Genomic DNA, 26717 nt, shown 5'->3' on the forward strand with positions numbered 1-26717 from the left:
AAATCCTTCATTTAAAAAGCTATATTTTCATTCAACTTTTTTGCACAGCCGGTTTTTACACAGCTTCAAGTTCGACAACCTGCTCAAGCTCATTATTTGCAACCCACTTTTTGTATGCCGCATAACCGGCAGCTACTGCCGCACCTGTTCCAGCCGCAAAAACTGCTGCTCCCAGTTTCAACTTATACATCACTGTTTCAACAATACGATTATATGGAGCTTCTAAAACATTTTCAAAACGCATCTGGCCATCTTCATGAGCATTCAAAAACTCAGTCTTCCTTTTTTCAATAGCTTTTTTAATGTCCCAAAGCTTAACTGGATGGAATATTGATAAATCTTCAACCTCTATTTCAAATTTTATGTATTCATCTCGAACCGTTTCCAACAATGCGATGCAGTCTTTATCTTCTTGATCAAATTTTGGGAACTTAGAATCATCTTTAGGTAACGCTTGATCTGTAACTGGAACCCCATCTTCTTTTGGTGTTGCATCGCTATTTATGTTTGGAGCTGAAGGAGGTGTTGGCAAAGCAGCCTGCTGACAAGCCAGAAGAGTGCTTTTTGCAAAATCTATTTCTTTATTTATCCTTTCTTCTGCGCTGTTAAACGATTTTTGAATGTCATTACGCAATTCATCATCCGCAATACCTGCAAAAATACCTTTAATCTCTTTTAATTCATCCGCAGCCGCTTCAAGCTCGGTCGTTACCTGATTCCACGCTTCAACATCAACAGACTTCTTTATTCTTAAGTCATGAGTTAACAACTCACGTCCCCAAGAAAATCTACGTATCATACTATCCACGCTACTTGATAATTCTGACAAATTTGATTTTGCACCATAGATCAAAGAATCCATACTAATGCCATTCATCTGTATATAAGCATTAGCAAACGCTGGCTTTGCAGCATCAATTTTATTTTGAAATTCTTGCAGATCAGCAAACAACTTTATAGCTTCACTGGTCGTCTGCCGAGTTAGTTCACATTTTTTCATTGCTCCGCAACGATTTTTTAATTCTTTCAGTGTTTCAGCATTGCTTTTTAAAAACTCATGCTTATCTTCTATCTGGCCACCAAAAGCAAAACCGTGTGCACACAATAAACTGAACACCAGTAACATTTTTTTATTAAACATAGAATAATCATTTACTATTTTGAATCTATTCTATTTATTTTAGCAAAAAAAGTTAAAACTGCAATGTTTGCTATCTGCAACGTTTACTGCAGGTTTTGAATGATCAGACGTTCTGAAAAAGGAATTTTTTGGGTTCCGATAATCTGGTACTGTTCCACCCCTTTGCCCAACAGCATAATGAACGAGCCGGGCATGGATAATGCATATGCCTTTTGAATGGCTTTTGTGCGATCAAGCTCAGTAAAAACCTCTGCTTTTGCGCCCACGTTAATTCCAGATGCGATCTGAGACGCGATCACGGCTGCATCTTCGGTTCGTGGATTGTCAGTGGTGATAATCGCATAATCTGCCACAGCTGCAACAATGCCACCCATCAACGGCCGACGCCCGGCGTCACGCAGACCACCTGCACCAAACACCACAATCAGACGATCGGTCAACGGGCGCACGGTATGCAGAAGCACTTCAAAGGAAAGCGGATTATGGGCCGAGTCGATGATACAGATTGCATTATTTTTGAGCTGATACCATTCAAACCGGCCAGGCACACCGGAAAACGTGGCGATCGCTTTTTGGCAATACTCAGGCAAAACGCCAGTGTACAAAGCAACCGATACAGCCGCACTTATATTATAAAAATTATATTCACCAACCAGCTGTGCATCGATCGCCACAGTGACACCTTCGGCCTGTATTTGACCCTGCAATGGAAAGCCTGCTTTGGTCAACGTTGCACGAATCGCACACTGATCAGTCATGCCAAATCGAACGACCGGTTTTTGAATCGATAGAAGCTTTTGGTCATCACCGTTGACAAACGCAACGCCATCAGGTTTTAAAAAATCGAAGATACGCAGTTTTGCGTTAAAATATGCGTCCATTGAATCAAAAAACTCAAGATGCTCACGTGCGAAATTGGTAAACACGACCGCATCAAACAGCAGCCCGTCAACACGATGTAAAACTAAAGCTTGTGCAGCGACCTCTACTGCCACATCGGTCACACCTTGCTGCACGCACAGCTTCAAAAACTGATGCAGGTAATCGGGCTGAGCAGTGGTCAACAGTGCTGGAAACTCATGCTCACCAATCTTATTGCCCGCGGTACTTAAAAGCCCAACCGAGCGGCCTGCAGTTTTTAAGATATGCATCAGAAGATGACACGTCGTTGTTTTGCCCTTGGTGCCGGTAACACCAAAGAGCCGTAATTTTTTTGCGGGAAAATCGGCGGCCTGTGCGCTCAACTGCGCCAAAGCCGCCCGACAGTTTTTTACTCGCACGAGCTCAATTTTTTTTTCTCCCAAAAAACGAACCGTTTCTGCTGCCAGCACCGCATCATCCTGAACAACCACCGTTTGAGCACCCTTTTTGACCGCATCAATAATAAAATCTGTACCATCTGCGGTCGTGCCTTTGATTGCAACAAAAGTAGTACCATGTCCAACAAAATCGGTATGCGCTGTCACAGGAAAGATTTTTGGAAAAGTAAGCTGCATTGTTACTCTTGTGTCAACTGCTTGGTTTCTGAGAGCATCACACCTCGTAGTTTAAATACAAAAAGCAAAAGTGCCGTTAAGTTCATATACAACATGCACGCTTGAACAAAATCGGCACATTTCCACACAAAAGGAACTTCAGCTAATGCCCCGAAGGCTACAAACGCTGCATAGGCCAACACATAGCCACTTTCATACGCTTTTGGAACAATAACAAGCCAACACGCACGGACAATATATGCATACGATACCGTAACACCAAGTCCGAACACAATACTCAAAAAGGTAACCAAAAATCCACCCAATGATCCAAAGGTGGTATTAAAGGTAGCAACGGTAAGCGCTGTGCTGGTCAAACCTGAACTCCATGTACCGGTGACCACAATACAGAGTGCCAACATGAAACATGCAATCGCACTTACAAAGGTGCTCATCATGCCAAGCAGTGCACTTTCTGCAGGCTTTGTGTTGCCTGTCGAACCAAACAGGACCGCAGCTGTACCAAGTCCAGACTCAGAGGCAAACACCGCACGCAAAAGACCAAACTGAATTGCCTGTTGCAAGCCAATACCAATAAGCGCTGCATGAGCAGCTGCTGGGTTTAAGGCCGCTTTGAACATCAGAATGAGTGCCGCAGGAATTGCAGTGACATGATAGGCAAGGATAACAAGAGCTGAACCAAAAAATACGAGTACTTTTACGGGAACGAGCATGTCAGAAATTTTGACAACGCGCGCTGCACCGCCAAAACCGACGTATAATACAAACAAGGCCAATGCTGCGGCCACGGCATATGCAGGAACACCAAAAGCGGTCTGCAGGCCTAAGCAGATTGAGTTTGCTTGAATTGCACCACCACCAATAAATCCATAAAAGAGACATAATATCGCATACAATACTGCTAAAAATCGCCCCATCGGTGCCTCTTGCAGATATAACATTGGCCCACCAAGCGCTGATCCTTTTGCTTTATTTGCGTACAATGCACTCACAAACACTTCAACAAACCGAACCGACATCAACAAAAAAGCACTGATCACAAACCAGACAGCAGCTCCCGGACCGCCTGCAAAGACCGCAGTAGCCATACCCGCAATGGTACCATTGCCCAGGTTTGTACTCAACGTGTTTACAAATGCTTGCACCGGAGTCATGTCACCTTTGGCTGCTTGCACAGCGCCACTCTTTTTTTTGGGAAAGAGGATAAGCCTTATGGCTGTTGGCAGATAGAAAAGCTGGATGCCTGCTAGCAATAATGTGCTGATAACACATACAATGCCCACATAGATCAACAAAGGCCATCCTAAAAATACATTTAAAAAATCATCAATATACGCAATCATTTTTGCCTTTCATATAATATACAAACCTAGTTTTATAGTATACACTTTCATAAAATAAAAACAGCTACCAAGGATTTTTATGCGAATCATCGCACTTGATATTGGAGACGTATGGACTGGGGTCGCAATTTCAGATGCATCGGGCATTACCGTACGTCCACTGACAACCTATCGGTCAGAAAACCTTTTTGAAGAACTTACAGTCTTAATCAAACAAGAAAAAGTGAGTAAATGCATTATTGGTTATCCAAAAACAATGCGTGGCACGGAAAGTGAGCAGACAAAAAAGATAGTGCAAACAGGAAATGCGATCAAAGAACGATTCTCCACCGTTGAATGTATTTTTCTGGATGAGCGACGTACAAGCATTCAAGCCGCTCAATTTTTTAAAAAGGGTTGTAAGACCAAAAATGAAAAACTAAAAGAACATGCTATTGCAGCTGCTATTTTATTACAAAGTTATCTAGACCACCTCCATTTTGCCATCCAGGAGGGACAAACGGAAAATTGATTCTAATTTGATGATATTTTTTTATTTTTATATTCCATTGTTGACAAAGCATCAATCGTATTATTAGCTTGAGCAAGATGGCGCGGCATCTGTTCAAAAAATGAAAAAAGGGGTGCACAGTGGAATGTAAAAAATGCAAAGGACTGATGGTTTTACAATCATTTTTTGATCATTTTTTAAACTTTGAAGGCTGGAAATGCCTTAATTGTGGTAAAATTATCTTAAAAAAAGAAAAAACCATTGAGTCTGATTCGTTCAGTATATTTTATCAACAACAAAAATGTAAGAATAAAAACCAACCATGAATGCACTCGTCATACAGGCCACGTACACTTCAATTGAAATAGGCTTATTTGCAGTTGAAGAAGATGAACTCTATAGCATCGCCACATCAGTTTTAGAAAAACAGAAGAGCGCACAGCTGTTATCAACCATCGATCAACTCCTGAACCGGGGGGGGTGCAGCTTGGCAGATATCTCTTTTTGCGCAGTCAACCGAGGGCCAGCACCATTCACAACACTCAGAACGGTCATTGCAACCGTCAATGGCTTAAAGGCAGTCACACCAATCAAACTTATTGGCGTTGATGGTCTTGCCGTACTGGCAGAAGAATATAAAGATGAACAGTCTTTCATATTTGTAAGTAACGCTTTTGCTGGAGATCTTTATTTTTATACACCAACAACACCAGAACATACAGGTTACGCAGCAACAGAAACTGTTATTGAAACAATAGTAAAAAATAATATTAAAAAAATAGCGGGAAACGGTTCATCTGTCATTGAAAAATACATTTCTGATCATGCCATCAAAACCTCACCTGTCAGCTATGTCGATATTGAAAAAGGCACACCACAACTTTCGACCATTGCGCAATATGCACATAGATTATGGAAAAAAGATAATGCAAACTGCCTCTTTAACACCTTTGTTCAGCCACTCTACCTGAAAGAATATGCGCTTTTCAAATAACCACATCTACCTTTGGCTTCAACGTTTTATGAGGGCCAAATAGCTTATCAAATGAAGCAACCAGTTGATGCGACGCATGGTATTTTATCAACAGATTATCATCAACACCAGCTCTCAACAATAGTTGAACAAACGCTTCATGCTTTTGTTGTTCTAGAACACATGTCAGATAATTGACCGCATCAGGTTGTTCAATCGGGACATTATATTCCATTAAAGCTGCAAAAAAAACCGGATCATTGTTTTTTAACGCATACTCATACGCTTTCTTTGCCGCGCTTAAAAATGTAGTATGCAAAGCCGCTTGACTGAGGCAACGAACCAGTACATTGAAAGCACTCAGTTCAAAGGCCTTCGCTTTTATAAAAACAGTATCTTTTGAAAACATATAAGCAAAGAGAGTCTCCTGCTCGTCACAACTATCAGTTCCAAAAATAAGCTGTAACAGTAAACTATCAAAGTTATCATGCTGAATTACAGGAAGCTCTTTGCTTAGTTTGTCAATCATGCATAGTTGACGTTCAAACACTACTCCATTTAAAAGCGCCCTCAATCGCTGAAAATCATTTGAAAAAAAAGCAGTTCGTACCTGCAAATATAACCCTGCTTCGTTAAAAATTTCTGCACCTGAAAATTTTTGGAAATAAATATGCACCAAAGGAAGTATCAGACTACCTATTAAAATGAGAGCAATGAAAAGAAAGAGAGAACGAGTTGACGTTTGAACAGTAGCCATGGCCCTCCAGAGCATTTTTAATATTTAATATATATTGTAAAATAGAAATTCAAATCAAAGCAAGGCTAAAAAAATAAGCTCGAAATAGCCACAATATAGGATATTTTTTACTTTTAAATAGGAAATATAAATACAAATATAAATCAAACTCGCTGAAAACGGAGGCTGAAAATAGAAACGCATCCAATCGATAACAACAATACTAAGTTTTAACTAATGAACGAACAATGGCAATCATGACACAAGCGGCCACTGAAGATCGAAAAATGGTTGGCCCCAAAGACAACGGCGTGTAATTCTTTTCTGAAAACTGCTTATATTCTTCTTCTGTAAAATCTGCTTCAGGACCAACAACACAAACTACAGACTGCTCACCGTTTGGATGTAATAAAGAACCTACCTGCCATCCGAATAACCCATCACATCTTGCAATAGAACCAACACTACTTTGGTAAAGATCAAACAGATCGGCAACATGAATCGGAGGAACTATTGAGGGAAAAGCAAAATGCTTCGCCTGTTCAGCTGCTGCAATCACTGTTCGCTTGAGTCGCGCCAGCTCAACTTCATTATTTTTTAACTTTTGACTACGCTCTGTATAAAGTAGCTGAATCTGAGAAACCCCTGCCTGAGTCGCAAATCCGACCGCGTCAGAAAAATCCGCACCTTTTAGAACTGGTAACGCGAGTATAATAGATGGCTTGAGCAGACGATTTTCATGCACAGAAATAACAAACAATACAAGCTCCTTTTTGGCCACACGCAAAACACTTACAACACAGTGTCTTACTTGACTAAAAAAAATCACTCTAGATTGCATAACAAGCCGTAAAACGTGAATACATCGATGATATAAAATGGGATCATCAATTGAAAATTCTTGTTGAGGTCTCATCTGATCACAATCAGAATAAAATAACGCAAATACATGCCTTTCTAACATACCACTCAACCTTTAAACTATAAATCAGCCAGCTAAACACCAAGCTTTTCTTTAATTTTTTGTTGTAAAAAAGTATAGAATTTTGCAAATGAAAAAGCATACTTTTTCGCTTTTTGTTTCAATTTAAGCCATTGCAGCAGAAGAACAACCCCATAATCCGAAAAACGCTCACGCAAGCTATCTAAAGCTGTTTTTTTCATCAACTTACTTTTTATAGTGTCAACACTTACTTTGGAATTAATGAAATCACCACTTTCAAGATCCTTTAAGTATTCTAACTCTTCCGCCGACCATTCAGCTGTCACCGGCTCAGGGGTATAAACCGCCTGTTTTTCTGGCTCTTGACAAATAACAATCGAAACAAGAAAGCAGTTTACAAGAAAAAAATATTTTATTTTAAACATATTTTCCTATTATCTTTTAAATTGAAGCGGGCAAATTTTTATCAATACTTTCACAATTATAGCAAAAAAAACTTTTTTTAAAATAATTGCAACGTATAAAAGCACCACCTTTGCCTCAAAAAAGCAGCCTATTGTTTATATAAATCGACCAAAACAAAAGCAATAAGCTAGAAAAAATTTTGATCAACAGTTCAAGCCGGGGTATACTGAATGAAAACAACATCCTCATTAAAGAAAGGATCTGATCATGCAATTTCTAAAAAAAGGCTTATGTGCACTCACATTTGGAATGTTTTGCAACGAACCACTGTTAAAAAAAGGTGATAAAGCACCTGATTTTAAACTCCTGGATCAAAATGGAGCAGCTGTATCTTTACACAATCTGCTCGCAAAAAAGAAAAAAATAGCGCTCGTATTTTACCCAAGGGACAACACAACAACATGTACCAAACAGTTAAAAAAACTAAATCAAAACACCTCCTTACTCAATGCAAAAAATATCTTGATCTACGCCATCAGCGCTAACACCCCAAAAAGTCATTTAGAATTTAAAGCAAAGGGACAGTTTGATTTCAACTTTTTGACTGCAACGGAAGAATTTTTAACTAAGTATAATGCATCAGGAATAGTTCTGAATAAACGAAAAACTGTACTGATCAACGAGGACGGTTTTATAGTATCTATTATTAATGATGTAATAATAGATGAACACACACAGCAGATTATCAACGCATTTGGTGCGTAGCAAAGTACTTTCTTCATAAAAATGAAAGTTGAAAAATATCACGTTTGATCAAAAGTTGCATTTTTTTTAATCAAACGCTTGACGTTCAATAGATAAAGTTTAGACTATCTCATGTTGAAAGCATTTTTCTAAAGGAGTATACATCATGAATAAACTCAGAAAAATTGTTTTGCTTTTGCAGATAAACTTTTTATGTGAAGCAGCACTTTTGGTATTAGAACAACGGGCTCCACAGTTCAATTTAATAGACCAAAATGGTCAATGTGTCGCGCTCTCCCAATTCGTGGGAAGGAAGGTGGCACTCATCTTTCATTCAAAAGTATCCAGTGAAAAAGATAAAAAACAGATTAAGAACATGGCACAATATGCCAAGATTTTCAGACGTAAAGGCATTGTTCCACTAGGACTGAGTAGAGACTTACCTTCGACACATCGCACAATTTTGCAAAAACTCCAAGTTTCAGATTTTACCTTACTCACCACAACTCCAGAATGTTTGAAAGCATACGATGCGGAAAATGAAAGCTGGTTTCAAAATACCTGTGTGACCGTCCTAATAGACGAAGAAGGAAAAGTGGTCGGGGTTATTACTGATGTTGATCATGAAAAGCATGCAGAACAGATTTTAAAAAAGTTTGAGGAGATCAAAGCACATCAGAGTTCTTAACAACAAGTCGATCTTCTTACTCAGGGCTGTTCGGTTCTATACTTCTGACCGAATGGCCCTTTTTTACTTACATGGGCTTTTTCTTGTGCTAATTTGAGAAAAAATGAGGTTTTGTTACTCTAAAAGTAAAAAATCTTACAAGGACTTACATGAGTTATCCTTTTGAACTGATTGAAAAAAAATGGCAAAAAATATGGCGAACCCAACCCGATGGAACGACAGAAACGCAAAGTTCTAAAAAAAAATTCTATTGCTTGGATATGTTCCCTTACCCATCCGGATCAGGCTTACATGTAGGACACTGGCGAGGGTATGTACTCTCAGACGTGCTTACACGCTTTAAATGGCTGCAAGGGTATAACATACTGCATCCAATGGGCTGGGACGCATTTGGATTACCGGCGGAAAATGATGCAATCAAAAAGGGTATTCATCCAGAAGAGGGTACCAACAAAAATATCGCACATTTTAAAGAGCAGTTGTACGAACTTGCCGCATTATATGACTGGTCAAAAGAGCTTAGTACCACCGATCCAGATTATTATAAGTGGACACAATGGATATTCTTGCAAATGTACAAAGCAGGGCTTGCATATGAAGCAGATATGCCTATCAACTGGTGTCCATCCTGCCTGACTGGACTGGCAAATGAAGAGGTGGTCAATAACGCGTGTGATCGTTGTCATTCGATTGTAGAGATTAAAAAAATCAGACAGTGGGTTTTGCGCATTACAAAATATGCCGAAAAACTGCTTGAAGGATTAGATAGACTTGATTGGCCGGAAAAAGTAAAACAGATGCAACGTCACTGGATAGGGAAAAGCGAAGGTCTTATTTTTACAGCAAAAATCAGAAACTCCAATATCATTATAGAAACGTTTTCAGCACATTTTGAAGCGTTTTGTGCAGACACCTTTTTTGTCATTGCACCTGATCATCCACTCCTTGGAGCTATCATTAAGAACACGGAAAACAGAACCCAGATAGAACAGTTTTGCAAAGAAATTTTACAAGAACGGCTTTTAAAACGGGACGAAAAAGAACCACACGGTATATTTACAGGACAGTATGTACAAGATCCGGTCAGCAAAACTGACCTTCCCTTGTGGATCGCTAGTTTTGCATTTGCAGATTACGGGACGGGAATCATACGCTGTTCAGCCCATGATGAGCGTGATTTTGCATTTGCTAAAAAATATACTATTCCATTAAAAGTTGCCATGGTTCCTGAGAACATTTCTGAGCAACATGATGTCAAAAATCTGAAACTATGCTTTTCTGACATGTCAAAAGGCATTTTACTTGAACCCACACCATTTGCTGGAAAAAATGCGCTCAATGCACGCGAGCAGATTATAGAGTATTGCATAAAACAGGGATACGCGCGAAAACACACAACGTACAAACTTCGCGATTGGATCTTTTCAAGGCAACGATATTGGGGCGAACCTATTCCGATTGTACATTGTAAAACATGCGGCGTCGTACCTGTCCCAGAAATGGAACTGCCCATCAGATTGCCACAAGTTGAAAGTTACAAGCCAACCGGAACAGGCGAATCTCCACTTGCTTCCATTGAATCATTTGTCAACACCATCTGCCCGCAATGCAAACAGAAAGCAAAACGGGAAACAAATACCATGCCTCAGTGGGCCGGATCATGCTGGTACTTTTTACGTTATGTTAACCCAAAACTGCAAAACAAACCATTCGATAAAGCAGATATGGAACACTGGTTACCTGTGGATCTTTATATTGGTGGCATTGAACATGCGATTTTACATCTTTTGTATGCACGGTTTTATGTAAAAGTATTATATGACCTGGGCCATCTACCATTCGATGAGCCTTTCAAAGAGCTTTTTAACCAAGGTATGGTCTTAAAATATTCTGAAAAAACCGGTCTAACAGAAAAAATGTCAAAATCAAAAGGCAATGTGGTGAACCCAGATGACATGGTCAAACAGTATGGATCGGATGCTTTGAGACTGTACATTTTATTTATGGGACCACCAGAACTCGATGCAGTGTGGCAGGACGGCGGCATTGAAGGAATGAAGCGATTTTTAAATAGATTATACGATTTTTTGACCAACCCCGAAACCATTGTTGATCAAGATACAGAGCCTTTGCAATCCAAACAGGCCCTAGCCAGACTACAAATCGAAATAGAAGAACGGATTGGAAGATACAAGCCAAATACCGCTATTGCATCATGCATGGAATGGTTGAACCAGGCAATCACTGAAAAACATACACTATCGCAACAATCTATTGAAAAACTCCTATCCATCCTTTCAGTGTTTATCCCACACCTTGCAAGCGAACTACTTGAAAAAATATGTCACAAAAAATTAAATGCTATGCAATGGCCAACGGTTGATCAAACCCTACTGGTACAAAATACCATAGAGATTATCGTACAGGTCAACGGTAAAACACGGGGATCAATAACTGTTGCAAAAAACACTGAAAAGGCGACTATTTATGCCTTGGCAGAGCAAGCAATAGCAAAGTGGATACCAGATAACACCTCGATCAAAAAACATATCTATATCGAAGCAAAGCTTGTGAATCTCGTACTGTAAAATGAAATAAACAAAAAGAAGGGGCAGCCCCCCTTCTTTTTGTACGATGCTCGGCCCTCGAATAGAGAAAATCAGACTCTTTGACTGTATCAATTTTTAAACTTGATATTGACGAATAGAAAATAATCATATATAATAAAAATACTATATATAAACCACTTATTTAAAACAAGTTAAAATAAAGAATAAATTATGAAGATAAAAAGATCGATTTTACTACCACTATTGCTGCTTTCATGCACAGCGCATCCTTTTTTGGAAAAATTACTCTTAAAAATGGCTACAATGAAAAGCTTAACAGTAGCAAAAAACCCTCTGGGAAAATATCTTCCAAAAAGGACTGGCATATTTGATATCTCTGTCTACCCTATTAAAACTGAAAACAAAATCACCCTTTTTGCACACTCAAAAACAAAAGATTATTTGGAACTGTCAGATGGAAGAAGACTACGTATACCACAACTTCCATGTACTAATAAAACGATCCTGATCAGATCTTTAATGGAAGGCAGTTGCAAACAGGACGCATGCATAAATGCGTTGGAAAAGTTAAAGCTAAAAAATGCCAATCTGCCATACAAACAACATGACCAAACGGGAGCCATAGAAATACCTTTACTCGAGCAAAAAACAGAAATCAAATTTCCGCCAACCATACACCGTGAAAAATCAAAAATTACGTATTCAGAATATGAATAAATAAACCTATTTATTGCACAAAATAAAAATCCATTGTATTTCTCTATTATTTTTTCATAGAATAGAGCTGTGTTTCATTTTATGAAAGAACTAATTCAATGGTTATTTTATTGTTTATTGTGCTACTGTTACATGCAACTCTTCAGACCGCAGAACCGGAACAAGAAATTTACAAGCAATTTCAAGCGATCATCACGCAATTAAATCCAGATGACAAAATAGAAGCAGATAAAACAGGTTATAAGGCATACCAGACCTATCAATTCTATAATCCAAACGCAACAAGTTGGAAGCAGTTTCAAAACCGCATTGAATTTTATGAAAAACCAGATGGTTATAACTCATTTGAGATTCAAAGAGGCGATCAAGAGATTGGAACATTCAGAACGACCGATCAAAATCAACATTATTATGAATTTACTAATTTTTGGGAAGAAAGTTTTCAGTTACCAAAAGGTGAATCCTGGAAGACCGTAGAAAACTATTTTCAAGCGCAAAAAGTTCTCAAATACATCCTACCTTACTATCCTGAAAACTGGTCTCAAACTATTACAGTATACTTCCAACTGGATAACGGAGACAAAAAGAACAGAACGGAAACAGTTACAACAGAAGAACAAGTAACTTACTTCTTAAAAAACGCTATCCCAATAGAAGCATTCAATCTTGCACGACAATTCAAGCACCATGAATCTGAACAAGCAAAAAATAAATTTGCCTCATGGCACCAAGAAAAATACACACATATGATTAATGCAATCTGGGCAAAATTTAACCAAAACAACCAACTAAAAAATCTTTTAATGAGCACACACCCTAAAATTTTAGTTGAAAATGCAGGCGAAAAAGATAAAGAATGGGGCGCTGGTGCTGATTTTAAAGGCAACAACTTCCTTGGAATTATCCTCATGCTTGTTCGCGAACAATTAAAAAAGGAAAAGCCAAATGGACAATTAAAAACTTTTAACAACCCAGCCATCGAAAACTATTTAGTTTATAATGCTCCTGCCAAAGATAATAATAATACATTAATAACACAGCTCGGGCTTAATCTATCAAAAATGGATTACTCCAAGCACATCAACACTGAAAATTTCAATACCATTTTCCCTGCTGACAACTTTACGCAAAAAATTATGATCAACAATGAAACCTACAACGGTATTGAATATTATTTAAAAAGAACTTATAGCAATCTCTACGAAGGAGGAACAGCAAAAAAAAAATATAAGCTATTTTTATGGCAAATGAGATTACAAATTCTTTTAACCGTCAATCAAACGATCAAACAAAATCTATTAAAAAGTGAGAACAAAACTATTCTGTTCACGAATAACAACAATTTGAATGATGATTTTTTTGGTGTAAATCAAACTACAATGATGGGTTTTAATCATGTTGGTATGATTGCAATGAAATTGCGAGCACAGTTGTTGAAAACTGGAAAAACAAACAAACCACTGTCAATCACTACACAATTGGTAACACCTGTAACCAAGACAAAAATAAAAAACGAAAACTCAAATGCTCATTCAACGCTCACACGAACCCCACAAGCAGAATTTCCACCAAAGAGCACACCAACAATTAAGCACAACTCATTCATTAACTGGTTACTGGGATTTGATTGGTTTAAAAGTCTTTGGAGCTGGTTAGGGTATAGCTAAAAAAAGAGCATTTTTAACGCGTACTATCTTGTTTTTGATTTTGAACAGAAGCATCACTAAAAAAAGCAGGATCATAATGAGCGTAACGAGAAGAATGCGGTAGTGGCAGCTGCCACATATAAGGTGGATGCCCCTCGGCATTTTCTAAATTATTTTCAGGATTATTTTGTAGATCTTCTACATTATTTTGTCGCAACTGTCGTATGCGCGCAAGATACTCTCTTTCTTCTCGTGCCAAGTTCCGAATACGCAGTTGATACTGAGGATTGGTACGCATTGCATACATCGGGCATGCTAAAAAATATACACCCATCACCATACCTTTGAATACAGAAAAATTTTTCATGTTGCTCCGTTCGCTCCACTTTTTAACGTGCTGATAAATTACTTGCCAAAAAATCTTTTAATAAAGTAAGGCGAACCTGCGTAACGCTATTGCGAATCGCGGTCCAAAAAGCTTTTGGCTGCCCGATTAATATACAGATTTTTTTTGCCCTTGTCACCGCTGTATACAAAAGTTTGCGCTGTAAAAGCGTGTAATGCTGCATGAATAATGGTATGATAACCGCATCATATTCAGAACCCTGACTTTTGTGAATCGAAATTGCATAGGCAAGCACCAGCTCATCTAATTCAGAAAAATCATAGACAACCAGCTGATCAAACTGCACATGCAGCTCCTTCTCATTTTTATCAATCAGCACAACAGTGCCAATATCGCCATTGAAAACATGCTTATCATAGTTATTTCTAATCTGCATAACTCGATCAGAAACTTTAAATGTGTAAGAACCATACACAATGGCATCATCAGAACGAGGATTTAAAAGATTTTGCAGCATCTGATTTAATGCAACGGTTCCGACCGATCCTCGATTCATTGGCACCAAGACTGCAGTTGCATCTAATGCAATTTTTTTCTGAACAAGAACCGATTTAAATACGTGCCTTAAATGTTCCTGAATAGTATCAGGATTCTCCTCTTTTATAAAATAAAAATCTTTTGCATGAGGAGTTGTTTCGTCAAACGTCACAAAAAATTCACCCTTATTTATTCTGTGTGCATTCGTTACAATTAAACTTTCATGTGCTTGCCGAAAAATATGAGTCAAGCGCACCGTCGGAATAAGATCACTTTGAATCAGATCAGACAAAACATTACCAGAACCGACTGATGGTAACTGATCAACGTCTCCAATAAAAACAAGATGTGTTCCACGAGCCACCGCCTTGAGCAGTGCATACATTAAAAAAATATCTATCATCGATGCCTCATCAACCACAAGCAGCTTGCAATCGAGGGCGTTTTGAGCGTTTTTGGTAAACTGCATGGTTGCAGGGTCAAACTCAAGCAGTCTGTGCAGGGTCACGGCCTGACGATTAGCGCTCTGCGTAAGCCGTTTTGCAGCACGCCCCGTTGGCGCGGCAAGTTTATAAGAGACAGCAAACTGATCACATAAGTTTAACACCGATTTAACAAGCGTTGTTTTGCCAGTACCAGGGCCACCGGTAATAATGGTAACGTTGCACGTAAAAACTGACATGACACCTTTTTGCTGTTGCTCATGCAGCTGGGCTCCATTTTTCTGATCGGTGCGCAACAGCTCATAGAGCTTATTCTGATCAATATTCAAAAAAGATGTCGCCTTTTGGAGCTCTAAAAGCAGGTCAGCGATCCCTTTTTCAGCTTTATAATGAAAAGCCAACGCAATAAAATGCTCTTGCCCCTTGGATACAAGCTTTATTTTTTCTTCGTTATACAGATCATGCAGGACAATTTTAACTTTCGATGCCGATATGGCTACATCCAGACTCAAAAGTTCTGCAGTAGCTTTCTTTAAACTTTCAAGTTCAACGTACACATGCCCATTTTGAGTACTGGTTGAAAGCACGTGCAAAAGTGCGGCTCTAAACCGTTTTACTGAATCAGGTGCAACTGAAAGTTTTTGTGCGATGGTGTCTGCAATTGCAAAACCGATTCCCCAGATATCTTCGGCAATGCGATACGGATTTTCAAGCATCAGTTCGATCGCCTGTTGCTTGTATGCTTTGTAAATCTTGACCGCATACGTACTCGATACTCCTTTTTCTTGAAGAAACACCATGATATGGGCAACCTCTTTTTGCTGCGCCCACCCGGCGATAATCTCTTTTTGACGCTTGGGACCTATTCCAGGAACTGAAGCTAACTGTTCAGGAGTTTTATCAATCACTTCAAGCGTGCGCGTTCCAAAAAAACTTACTAAACGCTGCGCGTACGTTGGCCCTATCCCTTTTATCAGACCGGAGGCCAAATATTTTTCAATACCAACAGCAGAAGAGGGCAAAGAGATCGAATACGAATCGACTGAAAACTGTCTGCCAAATTTCGGATGTTGCACCCAACACCCTGTTGCTTGAACTATATTTCCTTGATGAACAGTAGACAACAGACCACAGGCCGTCACCTTTTCAACCTGGCCTTCAGGTTTGATGTAACAGACAGTAAAACCTGTCTGTGCATTTGCAAAAAGCACTCGCTCCACAACACCAACTATTTCAACAGGTTGCTCTTTTACATCGCCTGTTTGAGTTGCTTGATTAACTACTATGTTCATAAAAACTTGTAACGAATGAAAGAATGAGAGATTCATTTATAGCTTCTACTGCCACCCGTGCTAGATGTTTTTCTTTGAGATACCCTAAAAACTTACTTTTTGTAGCTTCATCAAAAGAGATCTTCGATTCATTCTGCAACTGTTCAACTATTATTTTACACCGATTCCACTTCTCAATCATCTGCTGCAATCTTTGATGAGCAATAGGACAGCTGTACATAAGATCGGCCAAAAACTCGATTAAATCAATACAAAATCTATCCAGCTGCGCAAAAGACTGTATGTTCTGGTCAAAATAAAGGTACTCATGACCATCTTTTACCGTCATCCAGTGCAACAAGAAACTATCCTGTTTGTTATGATTGTCACAATATTCATGAACTACCGCAGTAACAAATTTTTTTCCTCCAACAGCCTGTCCAAAAAAACGCTGCGCCAACTGTATTAACCTATTTTTATATTGAGAAAGTATCTGATTGTGATCTTGATCGCTCCTACCATTAATTTCCTGTTTAAAAGCTGTATAAATGTTTTGAAGTTTAAATCGAAATAACTGAATAAGTTCCAGCTGATGCTCTGTAACAAAAATACCATCAAAAGGCTGTATTGTATTGAGCACCATGGATGATTGAAGCTGTATCTGCAACAGTAATGTTAAACCAAAAAATAGGCCTTTAAATAGTTCCATAATCTACCTTTTTTTAATACCCAGAGATCATCGTATAAAAAACCATTTTAAAGCAGCAAACTAAAAACTAATATCACATCCCACTGAAAACCCTATATCCTTTCCTATTCCACGAGAAAGTGTACTGGTATATCCGGCAATGTTAAAATCAACACTATACGCTGAACGCTTCATGCTATACGTTGCCCCGCCAAACAGTATTGCCTGGGCAGCATATTTTTTATCTGCTTTCTGTTTATCAAGTGTATTTTTAATATCAGAAGGAGCTTTGATTACGTTGATATACGTTGGTGACTTTAGCCAACTATCTGAACCAACAAAAACGCGATACTGTTTTGCATGATACACAAGTGCAGACCTATATTTTAATGCAACGCTACCACTAACCTGTGCGCAAAACGATCGCAAGAACAGCTGAGAGACCACTCCCTGCGAAAAAAGATCAAGTAGTTTTGCTGGATCGCTACTCATCGTACTATTTTCAAGCGCAGATCGATTGATTTTTGTGGCAAAGGACTGCTTCACTGTCATTGGAGCTTTGTATTCAATAAAAAATGACGATTCTAATCTGAACCTTTTTAACCATGCTTTTGAAAGAAACTTTCCTATATTAACTTTTTGAGAAATACCTGCACTTACAGCAAAACGTCCCTCTCCCAACCTATGCTCCAAAAGAGCATAAGCTATTCTGTCCAGACAGTCATATGCTAAATCCGTTGTCAACTGAAAGATTTTTTCCTGATTATTGGTAATCAAAAGCTCAGCAAAATCAGCAAAATGAAAAGCAGGCAATGCTGACTTACTTTTAAACGTGGTACCTAGCATGCCGCTTTTAATCGCAAATGCAGTTGGCAAAACAGAAGCAAGCTGTAACTGAACTTCATAATAAGGCTTCAGTCTGAACTTATGCGCACATTGCACCTTTAAATCACCACATCCAACCTTATCTGCAATTAAATGATGCTTTTTAAAAGCTTCCTGTTGTTCGGCCGTTGAAGCTCCAAACTCTCGTTCCAAAACATCCTTAAAATACTGCGGCATCTGAAAATTACGCTCACTGTATAAAAACGGCACGCTCACACCAAATAAAGACTCGCCGACCAAAAATTGGCTACTCAAAAGTGCTCCAAGCTTTCGTTGTTGAATATAGGTATGGCTCAAGCTATTAAAAACAGCAGCCACATCAAAATAAAACTGGTCAGAAAACTGTTTGAGCTGGGTAATCGAATCATGCAGCGCTGTCAATAAACGAGTTTCATTTAACGCAAGGTATGCTTGCAAAGTATCTTCCTCTTTGCTTTCAAACAATGATGGCGAAACATACGTAAAAAATGGAACAACTGAAATAGACTTTTTTCTTCCTGTTTTTCTGCAAAGTTTAAACGGATCTTTGTAAGAATGAAACAACGGATAATCATGTATCCCTTTCACTTCCAACTGATACGTTTTGAGGAAAAAATCTTGCATCAAAATCTTTTTTAAATTGACTGCTTCCAACATACTGACAATTAAAGCAGGAGGGACCATAACTTTTGAAACAGCAGGTACAGCTTCTTCCACAGCAAAAACAGGTTCGTCTTGCTGTAAAAAAGCTTGAAGATAAGCATCGTCAAGATTCAGTTGATTATTTAATAGTTCTTCAGTTAGCAGCGCATCAGAAAAATCATCGACCGTATAGTTTTTCATAACCACACAGAAGGATAATAGATACAAAAAGGCTTTTAGATATACCTTCATAATATACCTCTTTGGCAATAATACTATTTCACGATAAAACAAAGTACTCACAGTGTACTCTTTTTTGAAATAGTTCACAAATTTAAAAAAAAGCAAAAAGCCAGTTGCAATAATCATTATTTTTGGAGTACAATATGAGTTAAGCCTCATAAAAACAAAGGATTTTCATGGATGTCAACAATATTTTTTATGCAAAAGCAGCAGCTTTCATAGGATCAGCAATTGCAATGGGACTTGGTAGCATTGGACCTGCTTTGGGCCAAGGTTTAATTGGCATGAAAGCATGTGAAGGACTGGCAAAAGAAAAAGATCCAGAGGTAGCCGGAAAAATAAGAACTACCATGTTAATAGCAATGGCAATGGTAGAAACTTCGGCAATTTATTGCCTACTAGTTGCACTTCTTCTGTTGTTTGCAGGTAAAAATATGGCCTAAAATTATCAAGGAATATTTCATGAATATAAACTTCACAGTGATTATCCAAATGCTTAATTTCTGGATAACGTTTATTTTTTTGAAATATATTTTATTGCAACCATTCATCAAAGCGATCGCAGTCAACAAGAAAACTCAACTTGAACTTTCTTATATGATCACCAATATTGAATCTGCAATCGCACAGATTTATTACGAAAAACAGTTACATTGGCAGGATTTTAGGCAATATTGTAATTTTAACCAGCCACTTATAGACAAGCTATCTCCAATTTTAATGACAAACATTGAAGACAATAGTGAGCAACCTAGCATACTGATTACCGAAAAAACTGCTCAATTGCATATTCAGATGTTGACACAAAAGGTTGTTAGCAAGTTAAAAGATGGTTCTCAATAGGGTCTTACAATGGAAAATATGGCAGATCTTCTGTTTAAACTTATTAGTATGTTTTCAATTTTTGGATTTATTTTTTTCACTTTTATAGAGTATTTTTTACCTGCTTTAAAATCTGAGTTTGTATCAGTTGAAACAGAACAGGAAAGACTTCAAAAAGTCTTACAAAGACTTGCAACAAAAGAAACAGATTTAAAACAAAAAATATCCCAAGAAGTTGAAACACTCACCTTGCTAAAACAGAAAGTCTCATTTTGGAACAGTTGTGCAAAAGAAGCACATCAATCGTCGCTTTCAGAACAAAACGAAAGAACTGAAAAACTGTTGTTACAAAAAGAGAGCTTTTTAAAACAATGCGCCCTCGATACTGCATATAAAACATTGCAACTGGCTGCAATTGAAAAAGCAAAGATTGACTTAAAGCTATTTTTTCAAGATTTTGAACATGGCAAAACATATCTCAACTCGTTAGTTCAAAAGATAGCCACGAAAGAATAATGATGCAATTAACTTCTTCCTTATTTCAGTTGATTAATCTTTATGCACAAGCCTATATTGCAACTTCAGATCGATCACTTCTTAATGAAGCCCTGTGCATCAAATTTGAAAAAGCAACTAAAAATATTTCCAAAAATCATATGTTATTATCATTATTTGGCGTCTTTTTTGAAAATCACGAAAGCATAAAAGCAAAAGCTGTTGAACTTATCGTTCAAACCTACGATCTTCCAAAAAATATAAATAGTTTGGGTAAATTACTTATACAAAAAAATAGACTAGAGCTCTTGCCACATATTTTAAAAAAAATCATAACAATGATTCACGTAAGTGAAAATAGTATGCATATGAATATTACAACTTCTCACTCCTGTAATAAAGAAAATGTCGAACTGCTGATCAAGAGTTTTGAAAAAAAAACAGGCAAAACTATTGTATGTCACTGGTCAATAGATTCAGATCTTATTGCAGGTATTCGAGCACAAAGCGCTACACATTTATGGGAAAGTTCTATCAGAAAAAAATTGAACTCCTTTACAACCACTTTAAAAAAATAAGGGATACACAATGGAAATTCAGGTAACAGATTTAAGTTCTTTATTTGAACAGGCATTGCAGAACCTGCCTGAAGATACCTTAGAAGAAATAGGTATTGTTATTAAAGTTGGTGATAATATCTGCAGAGCTCATGGTTTAACCAATGTATTATTAAATGAACTTGTTACCTTTGAAGGTGGCAACACAGGAATGGTCTTTCAACTTGAATCAGACTCAGTCGCAATCTTTCTCTTTTCAAACACAATTCCTGTTGCAGAACTTGAAGTAGTCAAGCGAACCGGAACAGTGTTTCAGATAGGTGTAGGAAAGCATTTACTGGGCCGTGTTTTAAATGCACTTGCAGAACCGATCGATGGTGGACATGCAATTCAAAAAGATGAATGGCGATCAATTGAAGCTGCAATTCCAGGAATTATAGACCGTTCGCCGGTTAATGAATCGTTAGAAACAGGTATATTAAGCGTCGATGCATTGTTTCCAATTGGAAAAGGCCAAAGAGAGCTCATTATCGGCAACAGAGGCACCGGAAAAACATCGATTGCTATTGATACTATTTTGCATCAAAAAGGCAAAAATGTTATCTGTATTTATGTTGCAATTGGCTTGAGACAGGCGAATGTAGCACGTACCATAACATTACTTGAACAACAAGGCGCATTGGCGTATACCATTATCGTCAATGCTCAAGCAGGCGATGCCGTTTTGAATCAATATGTCACACCATATGTTGGATGCACAATTGCAGAATTTTTCAGAGATCAAGGTAAAGACGTTTTGATTGTCTACGATGACCTGAATAATCATGCAGTCGCTTTTCGTGAAATGTCTTTGCTGCTACGACGAGCACCAGGACGCGAGGCGTACCCAGGAGACGTTTTCTATTTACATTCCCGATTATTGGAACGTGCAGGCAAACTAAAGCGGGGCGGATCTATTGCAGCGCTGCCGATTGTCCAGATCCAAGGGGATGACATCACCTCTTATATTCCAACCAATCTCATTTCAATTACCGATGGACAGATATTTTTGGACACACAGCTTTTTAATCAAGGTATTTTTCCAGCGGTAAACACAGAACTTTCAGTCTCACGTGTCGGTCGAGCAGCACAAACGAATGCGATTAAAAAAATGACTCGTGCACTCAGACTTGAACTTGCGCAATATCATGACCTGGCAGCCTTTGCACAGTTTGGCACTGAACTTGACGAAGTATCACGCAAACAGCTTTTACGCGGCAAACTGATCGTTGAACTTTTGAAGCAGAGCGAGCACTGCACCTATTCATTTGTTGACAGTACACTACAGCTTTTTTTATTAAAAGAGAACGTTTTAGATACGATTGATCCAAAACAGGCACATAATTTTGCAACACAGTTTGTCAGTTACGTAAAATCGGTATACAAAAATATCTATGATACCATCGAGCGGACAGCGGACGTTTCACACGAAACACAACAACACCTTGGGACCGTTGCACAAGAGTTTTGCAAAATATTTGTCAATATGTAAAATTGTCAGTATTTTTAACATATTAGTTTACATTTACATATCTAAAAAGCTTGATGTAACAGCAATGAATAAAAAACGTTCTTTAACTTTGGCTGTTTTAATGATGATGCACGCTATGCAGGTCAAAGCATCTGAATTTGATCATCAAAAATGGCTTGCGTTTTGTATACAACAGCTCAATGAGCATAAAAATTTGTACTGTGGAGTTGGAGTCGTAGCTATAATAATATTGCGTTCATATCTACAAGCGATTACCAATCCAAAAGTAAAAGCAATAACAGACACGAAAGATCAGCTGCCAGAATCGAATATCAAGGATTTTGAAACTGTTATCAAACAGATGATTAATCAAGAGACTGTCTACAAAACTATAAAAAATCATCTAAACTATATTTTGTTTCAAAAAAAACAGTACATCTCCTTAAAATCCCAACTTGATAAAACCATAAACCTATTAATGAACCCTCCTAACACATCTCAAGATGATCAAAATAATCCACAAGCAAAGTGGAGCGAGTTTGAAAAACTACTTGCAGAACTAAATGAGCTTCCAATAGTATGTAACACAAAGGTTGGCCGTTTAAAAGACGTAGCTTTGAGCATTCAAAAAGCTACTGACAAAATTTCCGGGGAATTAACAAAACAAAAAAACAGTGCAGCAAGAAGCTTACTATTACCGGAGTATGAAAAAAAGAAAGATACATTACATAACGCAATTAATCTGACAATGCGCACATTTAAAAGAAATGATACTATCGATACGATATTACATAGTTACCTTGAGAAAGCTGAGTCTACATTCAAAAATGGTACAATAATGACTTATGAGGCCTGGGTGGATGCCGGGATAAACAACAGATTTTCATGGCAAAAATATTTGAATTATTTTAAAAAAAGCAATGTGAAAATCATAAAAATCTACATATCGGCGCGATGATTATACCTGAAGATTGCACCTTGCATATTATTGGAGATGTACACGCAGCAGCAGAATCGATACAAAGCATTATGCAAAACTTCATAAAAGAAGGGATAATGGATGAAAATTGGAAATTAAAAGATCCAGCAAAACATAAAGTCATTCTTATGGGAGATCTTGTTGATAAGGGTTGGCATACTATCGAAACGCTCATTTTTCTATCCCATTTTAAAGCCGTCAATAAAGAAGAATCTGTTTTAGTTCTGCGAGGCAACCACGATGACCTTTCTTTTCACTACTCTAATGGTTGGAACTCTAATGGTTGGACATCCGAGTCATTTGTAAATGAACTTCAGGCTCGCATGCCAGCCCTTTTTGAAGATAAAACACCAACAGACCAAGGACTAAGGTTGCTCAATAAAATTGATAATTTTTTTTCGAAAATGGTCTGTCTTTATCTTTTGAAGAAAAACAAAAATAACTACGATGTATTACAGTTTTTTCATGCAGCACCTGATCCGGTATACCATCCAAAAGCACTGTTTGAGCATGCCATCAAGCGTGGCGAAAATAGATTAGCATTTGAAATATATTCGAATAACATTTTCAATGATCAAAGCTCAGAAATAAAACAACATAAAGAATACAAAAGTACATACTTTAATGAGGAGTCAATTGAAAAAATGAAAAACGCTCAAGCAACTGAGCCCTGGTTTTCTTTTGTAAGCTTTTTGTGGGGCAGCTTAGAAAAAAATGACGAAAACCTTTTTTTTCAATATACAGCCAAGGGTGGACCACAGATCAAATGTAACGAGCAGATGATAAAGGATTTACGAAAAGAACAGCGTTGCACGATTAATGGCGCTGAGTTTAGCATCAAAGCAATGATTCGAGGTCATCAACATTGCTACAGCCACAAAATAGACAAAGACAGACATGACTACAATGATACCATGACCATCATGGAGAATATCATAAAGGATGGTTATTCGCATTGGCTTTCTGAAAACAACAGCAACTGTTTTTCTGACGATGAAGCCAATATTTTCACTGTGCCGCCATTGATTTCAAATTTATATGGCGCACCGTCAAATGTACATAGACAAGATGGCGTAGTTCAACCAGGGTTACATGAGCTGCGCATTACCAAAATTACCACCTTTGACAAACTTGAATCGGTTATGGTTCAGTAAAGAAATAGTAAACAAACTTACATTTGTATATTTTTGCACCTCTGTTATACTAATCCGTACTGTATCTGTGCCTGTAGCTCAGTTGGATAGAGCGACAGACTTCTAATCTGTAGGTCGTAGGTTCAAATCCTACCAGGCACACCATCTGTTGTGTAAATATCAATGAAGAACCTATCGCGCGTATGCAGTATTGACTTTAACTCTAAAATACTGTTAGGTTGGCCACTAGATACTAAGAAAAAGAAAGTTTAATGTTATGTTTGAAGGGTTTATAAATTTTTTGACATCTGTTGGCAATCTTATCGGAAGCGCTGCTACAACTGTTGCCAGGACAATAAGAGTGGTCGCTCTGTCCATCTTCTTTAGCCAAAATTCTGATAATCAAAAAAAACCACCAGTTGTTAAAACTGAAATAGAAGAAGTGGTAAACGTAGACCAACAAAAACAACAACAAGAAGAACAACAGAAACAAGAAAGACTAAAAAAAGCACAACTGGAAGAAAAAAGACTAAAACAAGAACAACAATTAAAAGAAGAAAAAGAAGCACAAGAACAACAAAGGCTAGCTGAAGAACGACGGTTAGCAGAAGAACAAAAACAGAAAGACGAACAAGAAGCAGAACGGTTAGAACAGGAGCGACTCGCAAAGCTTCCCCAATCAACAAAAGAATTCAATGCTATCATCCAAACGATTCAAAAATCTGGCATCAATGATCTTTTACAGGGGAATAACCATCCGCAAAGATACTTGAAAAAACTCCCAGAAAATCGAAGCGCTCAATTTGAAAAAGATTTTGTGGCCGCGTACAAGGCGCAAGAACTTGTTTATGACAATCGTCTAAATGATCTCATTGCGGACTTTTTAGGGTACATAAAGAGATATGGGTCTGACGAGGAAAAAAACTTTTTCAAAACTTTTACAAATAAAGCATCCAAAGAATGGATTTTTCGGCTTTTTGAAGCAAGAAATCTAACGTACCTGTGGAATCTTGGAGCATTGTATATCAGAGCCAAAGACCCTCAATATGAACGCACTGACAATGATCCAGCTGTGATTGCTCGATTCAAAAAAGATTATAACCCATTAAAAGATTATATCACCGACGAGGAGCAGCTCCTATCTCCGTTTGTGTCCGTTTTTGGTCCCACTTTTTTTATCAATGATGGGGCACGATCAAACAAGGCAGAATTTAAAGCGAACTTTGATGAAAATGATAATTGCATTACAAAAGGTTATCACGCAGGGCTGGTCGGACCATCATTTGAAAGAGCAAATAACCTTGAATATCGTCATATGATAATCACCAAAGAACAAAATACAACGGAAAATGGGTATGGTAACAAGCGAAACGAAGGAAGCAAAGAAGCAGCATTGAACAAGATTTTTGAAGACTTTTATGAGTTGAAAACACCATTTAAAACCTTTGACCAAGCATGCGATGATTTAAACGAAAACCCAAAGCAGGAAGATTTGATTGTACTTAATCCATGGCAGGAAAATCGTGATGAACAGATTATTTTTTCACGATCACTTTATGAAAAACGTATTAAAGCTGTTATTGTGCCATTTTTAGATAAAGTAGAGAAAACTGCGCAAAGTCTAAAAAAACAGGCTATTCTTTATACCGTTGGACTTGGTTTGGGGACCTGGACAAAACTTCCAGGGGATTCAACCTCTTGCCAATTGCAAAATATACCTCAAGAATCAAAGATTAAAAGCTTCATTAATACATACTTTGACATAAAAGATACTGAAACAACGGTTAACACACTTACCTTGCTTGGCACATGTATTCAGATAGAGATTTATAAAAAATGGTTTGAACAGAACAAAGAGAAAAAGATGATTTCAGATCTTGTTTTTGGATACATGGGATGGGATAGCACGTTTGAAGAGTTTCAATTAAACAGAAAGATCTTTGATAACTCTGAAGAATTACTTAAAAAAGAAACTGTGGATAAAGGATTCAAAATAAATTGTGGCCTTTGGGGTTCTACTAACATTATATGCAGTACATTAAACCCGTCATCAAATAGATTTTCTACGCCTGAAGATCAACAAAATAAAATACAGGTTTGTGCGTACGCATGGGATGGTAATTCATTTCCTGGAAACGAGTATTGGAAGGGGCAAGGATTTCTTACATGGTCAGGCGATCCGGCAGCAATGGCATCATCATTATCACCAGTGCTTCAAAATCCAATGACTAATGACACATTTCAGCAGAAGGCTAAAACAGGCGATTAAATATGGAACATTCAATCCATGTAAGC

At 37.8% G+C, this 26717-nt stretch carries 26 protein-coding genes and 1 tRNA gene; 17 read left to right on the forward strand and 10 right to left on the reverse strand.

Features of this window, described 5'->3' with window-relative positions; all coding sequences use genetic code 11:
- Positions 1–55 precede the first annotated feature (55 nt).
- The 3 genes from IPG37_03470 to IPG37_03480 all read right to left on the reverse strand — a co-directional run bounded on the left by IPG37_03470 (position 56) and on the right by IPG37_03480 (position 3980).
- On the reverse strand, positions 56–1141 hold the full coding sequence (locus IPG37_03470) for a hypothetical protein (protein QQR53492.1): 1086 nt from the start codon (positions 1139–1141) through the stop codon (positions 56–58).
- Between the two features lie 83 nt (positions 1142–1224).
- Complete coding sequence (locus tag IPG37_03475) at positions 1225–2637, reverse strand: UDP-N-acetylmuramoyl-L-alanyl-D-glutamate--2,6-diaminopimelate ligase (protein ID QQR53493.1); 1413 nt, start codon at positions 2635–2637, stop codon at positions 1225–1227.
- Positions 2638–2639: 2 nt separating this feature from the next.
- Positions 2640–3980: a sodium:alanine symporter family protein gene (locus IPG37_03480; GenBank protein ID QQR53494.1), complete on the reverse strand. Its 1341-nt coding sequence runs from the start codon at positions 3978–3980 to the stop codon at positions 2640–2642.
- 79 nt (positions 3981–4059) lie between these two features.
- Between IPG37_03480 and ruvX the strand changes: the two genes are divergently transcribed.
- The 3 genes from ruvX (at position 4060) to tsaB (ending at position 5464) form a co-directional block, all read left to right on the forward strand.
- Positions 4060–4491 (forward strand): Holliday junction resolvase RuvX, encoded by a 432-nt coding sequence (ruvX, locus tag IPG37_03485; protein QQR53495.1) that lies wholly within the window; start codon positions 4060–4062, stop codon positions 4489–4491.
- 119 nt (positions 4492–4610) lie between these two features.
- Positions 4611–4796: a hypothetical protein gene (locus IPG37_03490; protein ID QQR53496.1), complete on the forward strand. Its 186-nt coding sequence runs from the start codon at positions 4611–4613 to the stop codon at positions 4794–4796.
- On the forward strand, positions 4793–5464 hold the full coding sequence (tsaB, locus tag IPG37_03495) for a tRNA (adenosine(37)-N6)-threonylcarbamoyltransferase complex dimerization subunit type 1 TsaB (protein QQR53497.1): 672 nt from the start codon (positions 4793–4795) through the stop codon (positions 5462–5464). The genes IPG37_03490 and tsaB overlap by 4 nt, the downstream gene beginning before the upstream one ends.
- On the opposite strand, the gene IPG37_03500 is transcribed toward tsaB, so the two are convergent.
- The 3 genes from IPG37_03500 to IPG37_03510 all read right to left on the reverse strand — a co-directional run bounded on the left by IPG37_03500 (position 5457) and on the right by IPG37_03510 (position 7547).
- On the reverse strand, positions 5457–6200 hold the full coding sequence (locus IPG37_03500) for a hypothetical protein (GenBank protein ID QQR53498.1): 744 nt from the start codon (positions 6198–6200) through the stop codon (positions 5457–5459). The genes tsaB and IPG37_03500 overlap by 8 nt on opposite strands.
- 202 nt (positions 6201–6402) lie before the next feature.
- A complete protein-coding gene (locus IPG37_03505) occupies positions 6403–7143 on the reverse strand; it encodes an RsmE family RNA methyltransferase (GenBank protein QQR53499.1) in 741 nt (246 codons plus the stop codon).
- A gap of 32 nt (positions 7144–7175) precedes the next feature.
- A complete protein-coding gene (locus tag IPG37_03510) occupies positions 7176–7547 on the reverse strand; it encodes a hypothetical protein (protein ID QQR53500.1) in 372 nt (123 codons plus the stop codon).
- Positions 7548–7794: 247 nt separating this feature from the next.
- Between IPG37_03510 and IPG37_03515 the strand changes: the two genes are divergently transcribed.
- From IPG37_03515 to IPG37_03535, 5 genes are all read left to right on the forward strand, one after another.
- Positions 7795–8292 (forward strand): redoxin domain-containing protein, encoded by a 498-nt coding sequence (locus IPG37_03515; GenBank protein ID QQR53501.1) that lies wholly within the window; start codon positions 7795–7797, stop codon positions 8290–8292.
- A 145-nt stretch (positions 8293–8437) separates the two neighbouring features.
- Positions 8438–8959 (forward strand): redoxin domain-containing protein, encoded by a 522-nt coding sequence (locus IPG37_03520; protein ID QQR53502.1) that lies wholly within the window; start codon positions 8438–8440, stop codon positions 8957–8959.
- Positions 8960–9108: 149 nt separating this feature from the next.
- Positions 9109–11547 carry a leucine--tRNA ligase gene (locus IPG37_03525; GenBank protein QQR53503.1) on the forward strand — a complete coding sequence of 813 codons (2439 nt, stop codon included), beginning with the start codon at positions 9109–9111 and terminating at the stop codon, positions 11545–11547.
- A gap of 192 nt (positions 11548–11739) precedes the next feature.
- Positions 11740–12246: a hypothetical protein gene (locus IPG37_03530; GenBank protein ID QQR53504.1), complete on the forward strand. Its 507-nt coding sequence runs from the start codon at positions 11740–11742 to the stop codon at positions 12244–12246.
- A gap of 98 nt (positions 12247–12344) precedes the next feature.
- A complete protein-coding gene (locus tag IPG37_03535) occupies positions 12345–13913 on the forward strand; it encodes an NADAR family protein (GenBank protein QQR53505.1) in 1569 nt (522 codons plus the stop codon).
- A gap of 13 nt (positions 13914–13926) precedes the next feature.
- Here the strand turns inward: IPG37_03535 and IPG37_03540 are convergent, their stop codons facing one another.
- The 4 genes from IPG37_03540 to IPG37_03555 are packed head-to-tail and all read right to left on the reverse strand — an operon-like array spanning position 13927 to position 18935.
- Positions 13927–14259: a hypothetical protein gene (locus IPG37_03540; protein ID QQR53506.1), complete on the reverse strand. Its 333-nt coding sequence runs from the start codon at positions 14257–14259 to the stop codon at positions 13927–13929.
- A 22-nt stretch (positions 14260–14281) separates the two neighbouring features.
- Positions 14282–16510: an ATP-dependent RecD-like DNA helicase gene (locus IPG37_03545; GenBank protein ID QQR53507.1), complete on the reverse strand. Its 2229-nt coding sequence runs from the start codon at positions 16508–16510 to the stop codon at positions 14282–14284.
- Positions 16494–17198, reverse strand: coding sequence for a hypothetical protein (locus IPG37_03550; protein QQR53508.1), 705 nt, complete (start codon positions 17196–17198; stop codon positions 16494–16496). Before IPG37_03550 ends, IPG37_03545 begins: the two co-directional genes overlap by 17 nt.
- A gap of 60 nt (positions 17199–17258) precedes the next feature.
- A complete protein-coding gene (locus tag IPG37_03555) occupies positions 17259–18935 on the reverse strand; it encodes a hypothetical protein (GenBank protein QQR53509.1) in 1677 nt (558 codons plus the stop codon).
- 167 nt (positions 18936–19102) lie between these two features.
- Here IPG37_03555 and atpE point away from each other — a divergent pair, with 167 nt between their 5' ends.
- The 9 genes from atpE to IPG37_03600 all read left to right on the forward strand — a co-directional run bounded on the left by atpE (position 19103) and on the right by IPG37_03600 (position 26691).
- Positions 19103–19369, forward strand: coding sequence for an ATP synthase F0 subunit C (atpE, locus tag IPG37_03560; GenBank protein QQR53510.1), 267 nt, complete (start codon positions 19103–19105; stop codon positions 19367–19369).
- Positions 19370–19388: 19 nt separating this feature from the next.
- On the forward strand, positions 19389–19769 hold the full coding sequence (locus IPG37_03565; GenBank protein ID QQR53511.1) for a hypothetical protein: 381 nt from the start codon (positions 19389–19391) through the stop codon (positions 19767–19769).
- A gap of 9 nt (positions 19770–19778) precedes the next feature.
- Complete coding sequence (locus tag IPG37_03570; GenBank protein ID QQR53512.1) at positions 19779–20264, forward strand: hypothetical protein; 486 nt, start codon at positions 19779–19781, stop codon at positions 20262–20264.
- A gap of 2 nt (positions 20265–20266) precedes the next feature.
- Positions 20267–20821, forward strand: a complete 555-nt coding sequence (locus tag IPG37_03575; GenBank protein QQR53513.1) for a F0F1 ATP synthase subunit delta — start codon at positions 20267–20269, stop codon at positions 20819–20821.
- A gap of 10 nt (positions 20822–20831) precedes the next feature.
- On the forward strand, positions 20832–22331 hold the full coding sequence (locus IPG37_03580; protein QQR53514.1) for a F0F1 ATP synthase subunit alpha: 1500 nt from the start codon (positions 20832–20834) through the stop codon (positions 22329–22331).
- Between the two features lie 64 nt (positions 22332–22395).
- Positions 22396–23268 (forward strand): hypothetical protein, encoded by an 873-nt coding sequence (locus IPG37_03585; protein ID QQR53515.1) that lies wholly within the window; start codon positions 22396–22398, stop codon positions 23266–23268.
- A complete protein-coding gene (locus IPG37_03590; protein QQR53516.1) occupies positions 23265–24443 on the forward strand; it encodes a metallophosphoesterase in 1179 nt (392 codons plus the stop codon). Before IPG37_03585 ends, IPG37_03590 begins: the two co-directional genes overlap by 4 nt.
- A gap of 67 nt (positions 24444–24510) precedes the next feature.
- Positions 24511–24587 (forward strand) — tRNA-Arg (locus IPG37_03595).
- Positions 24588–24699: 112 nt separating this feature from the next.
- Positions 24700–26691 (forward strand): DUF4804 domain-containing protein, encoded by a 1992-nt coding sequence (locus tag IPG37_03600; protein ID QQR53517.1) that lies wholly within the window; start codon positions 24700–24702, stop codon positions 26689–26691.
- Positions 26692–26717 lie beyond the last annotated feature (26 nt).

The sequence above is a fragment of the bacterium genome (assembly GCA_016699125.1).
Taxonomy (GTDB): domain Bacteria; phylum Babelota; class Babeliae; order Babelales; family Vermiphilaceae; genus AWTP1-30.

What these genes read in the sequence shown, in the direction of transcription:
- IPG37_03545 (QQR53507.1), bottom strand. Translation starts at nt 16,510, where the DNA reads ATGAACATAGTAGTTAATCAAGCAACTCAAACAGGCGATGTAAAAGAG.
- IPG37_03550 (QQR53508.1), bottom strand. Translation starts at nt 17,198, where the DNA reads ATGGAACTATTTAAAGGCCTATTTTTTGGTTTAACATTACTGTTGCAG.
- IPG37_03540 (QQR53506.1), bottom strand. Translation starts at nt 14,259, where the DNA reads ATGAAAAATTTTTCTGTATTCAAAGGTATGGTGATGGGTGTATATTTT.
- ruvX (QQR53495.1), top strand. Translation starts at nt 4,060, where the DNA reads ATGCGAATCATCGCACTTGATATTGGAGACGTATGGACTGGGGTCGCA.
- IPG37_03535 (QQR53505.1), top strand. Translation starts at nt 12,345, where the DNA reads ATGGTTATTTTATTGTTTATTGTGCTACTGTTACATGCAACTCTTCAG.
- IPG37_03565 (QQR53511.1), top strand. Translation starts at nt 19,389, where the DNA reads ATGAATATAAACTTCACAGTGATTATCCAAATGCTTAATTTCTGGATA.
- IPG37_03515 (QQR53501.1), top strand. Translation starts at nt 7,795, where the DNA reads ATGCAATTTCTAAAAAAAGGCTTATGTGCACTCACATTTGGAATGTTT.
- IPG37_03575 (QQR53513.1), top strand. Translation starts at nt 20,267, where the DNA reads ATGCAATTAACTTCTTCCTTATTTCAGTTGATTAATCTTTATGCACAA.
- IPG37_03510 (QQR53500.1), bottom strand. Translation starts at nt 7,547, where the DNA reads ATGTTTAAAATAAAATATTTTTTTCTTGTAAACTGCTTTCTTGTTTCG.
- IPG37_03600 (QQR53517.1), top strand. Translation starts at nt 24,700, where the DNA reads ATGTTTGAAGGGTTTATAAATTTTTTGACATCTGTTGGCAATCTTATC.
- IPG37_03555 (QQR53509.1), bottom strand. Translation starts at nt 18,935, where the DNA reads ATGAAGGTATATCTAAAAGCCTTTTTGTATCTATTATCCTTCTGTGTG.
- atpE (QQR53510.1), top strand. Translation starts at nt 19,103, where the DNA reads ATGGATGTCAACAATATTTTTTATGCAAAAGCAGCAGCTTTCATAGGA.
- IPG37_03570 (QQR53512.1), top strand. Translation starts at nt 19,779, where the DNA reads ATGGAAAATATGGCAGATCTTCTGTTTAAACTTATTAGTATGTTTTCA.
- tsaB (QQR53497.1), top strand. Translation starts at nt 4,793, where the DNA reads ATGAATGCACTCGTCATACAGGCCACGTACACTTCAATTGAAATAGGC.
- IPG37_03470 (QQR53492.1), bottom strand. Translation starts at nt 1,141, where the DNA reads ATGTTTAATAAAAAAATGTTACTGGTGTTCAGTTTATTGTGTGCACAC.
- IPG37_03500 (QQR53498.1), bottom strand. Translation starts at nt 6,200, where the DNA reads ATGGCTACTGTTCAAACGTCAACTCGTTCTCTCTTTCTTTTCATTGCT.
- IPG37_03505 (QQR53499.1), bottom strand. Translation starts at nt 7,143, where the DNA reads ATGTTAGAAAGGCATGTATTTGCGTTATTTTATTCTGATTGTGATCAG.
- IPG37_03480 (QQR53494.1), bottom strand. Translation starts at nt 3,980, where the DNA reads ATGATTGCGTATATTGATGATTTTTTAAATGTATTTTTAGGATGGCCT.
- IPG37_03525 (QQR53503.1), top strand. Translation starts at nt 9,109, where the DNA reads ATGAGTTATCCTTTTGAACTGATTGAAAAAAAATGGCAAAAAATATGG.
- IPG37_03530 (QQR53504.1), top strand. Translation starts at nt 11,740, where the DNA reads ATGAAGATAAAAAGATCGATTTTACTACCACTATTGCTGCTTTCATGC.
- IPG37_03585 (QQR53515.1), top strand. Translation starts at nt 22,396, where the DNA reads ATGAATAAAAAACGTTCTTTAACTTTGGCTGTTTTAATGATGATGCAC.
- IPG37_03580 (QQR53514.1), top strand. Translation starts at nt 20,832, where the DNA reads ATGGAAATTCAGGTAACAGATTTAAGTTCTTTATTTGAACAGGCATTG.
- IPG37_03520 (QQR53502.1), top strand. Translation starts at nt 8,438, where the DNA reads ATGAATAAACTCAGAAAAATTGTTTTGCTTTTGCAGATAAACTTTTTA.
- IPG37_03475 (QQR53493.1), bottom strand. Translation starts at nt 2,637, where the DNA reads ATGCAGCTTACTTTTCCAAAAATCTTTCCTGTGACAGCGCATACCGAT.
- IPG37_03590 (QQR53516.1), top strand. Translation starts at nt 23,265, where the DNA reads ATGATTATACCTGAAGATTGCACCTTGCATATTATTGGAGATGTACAC.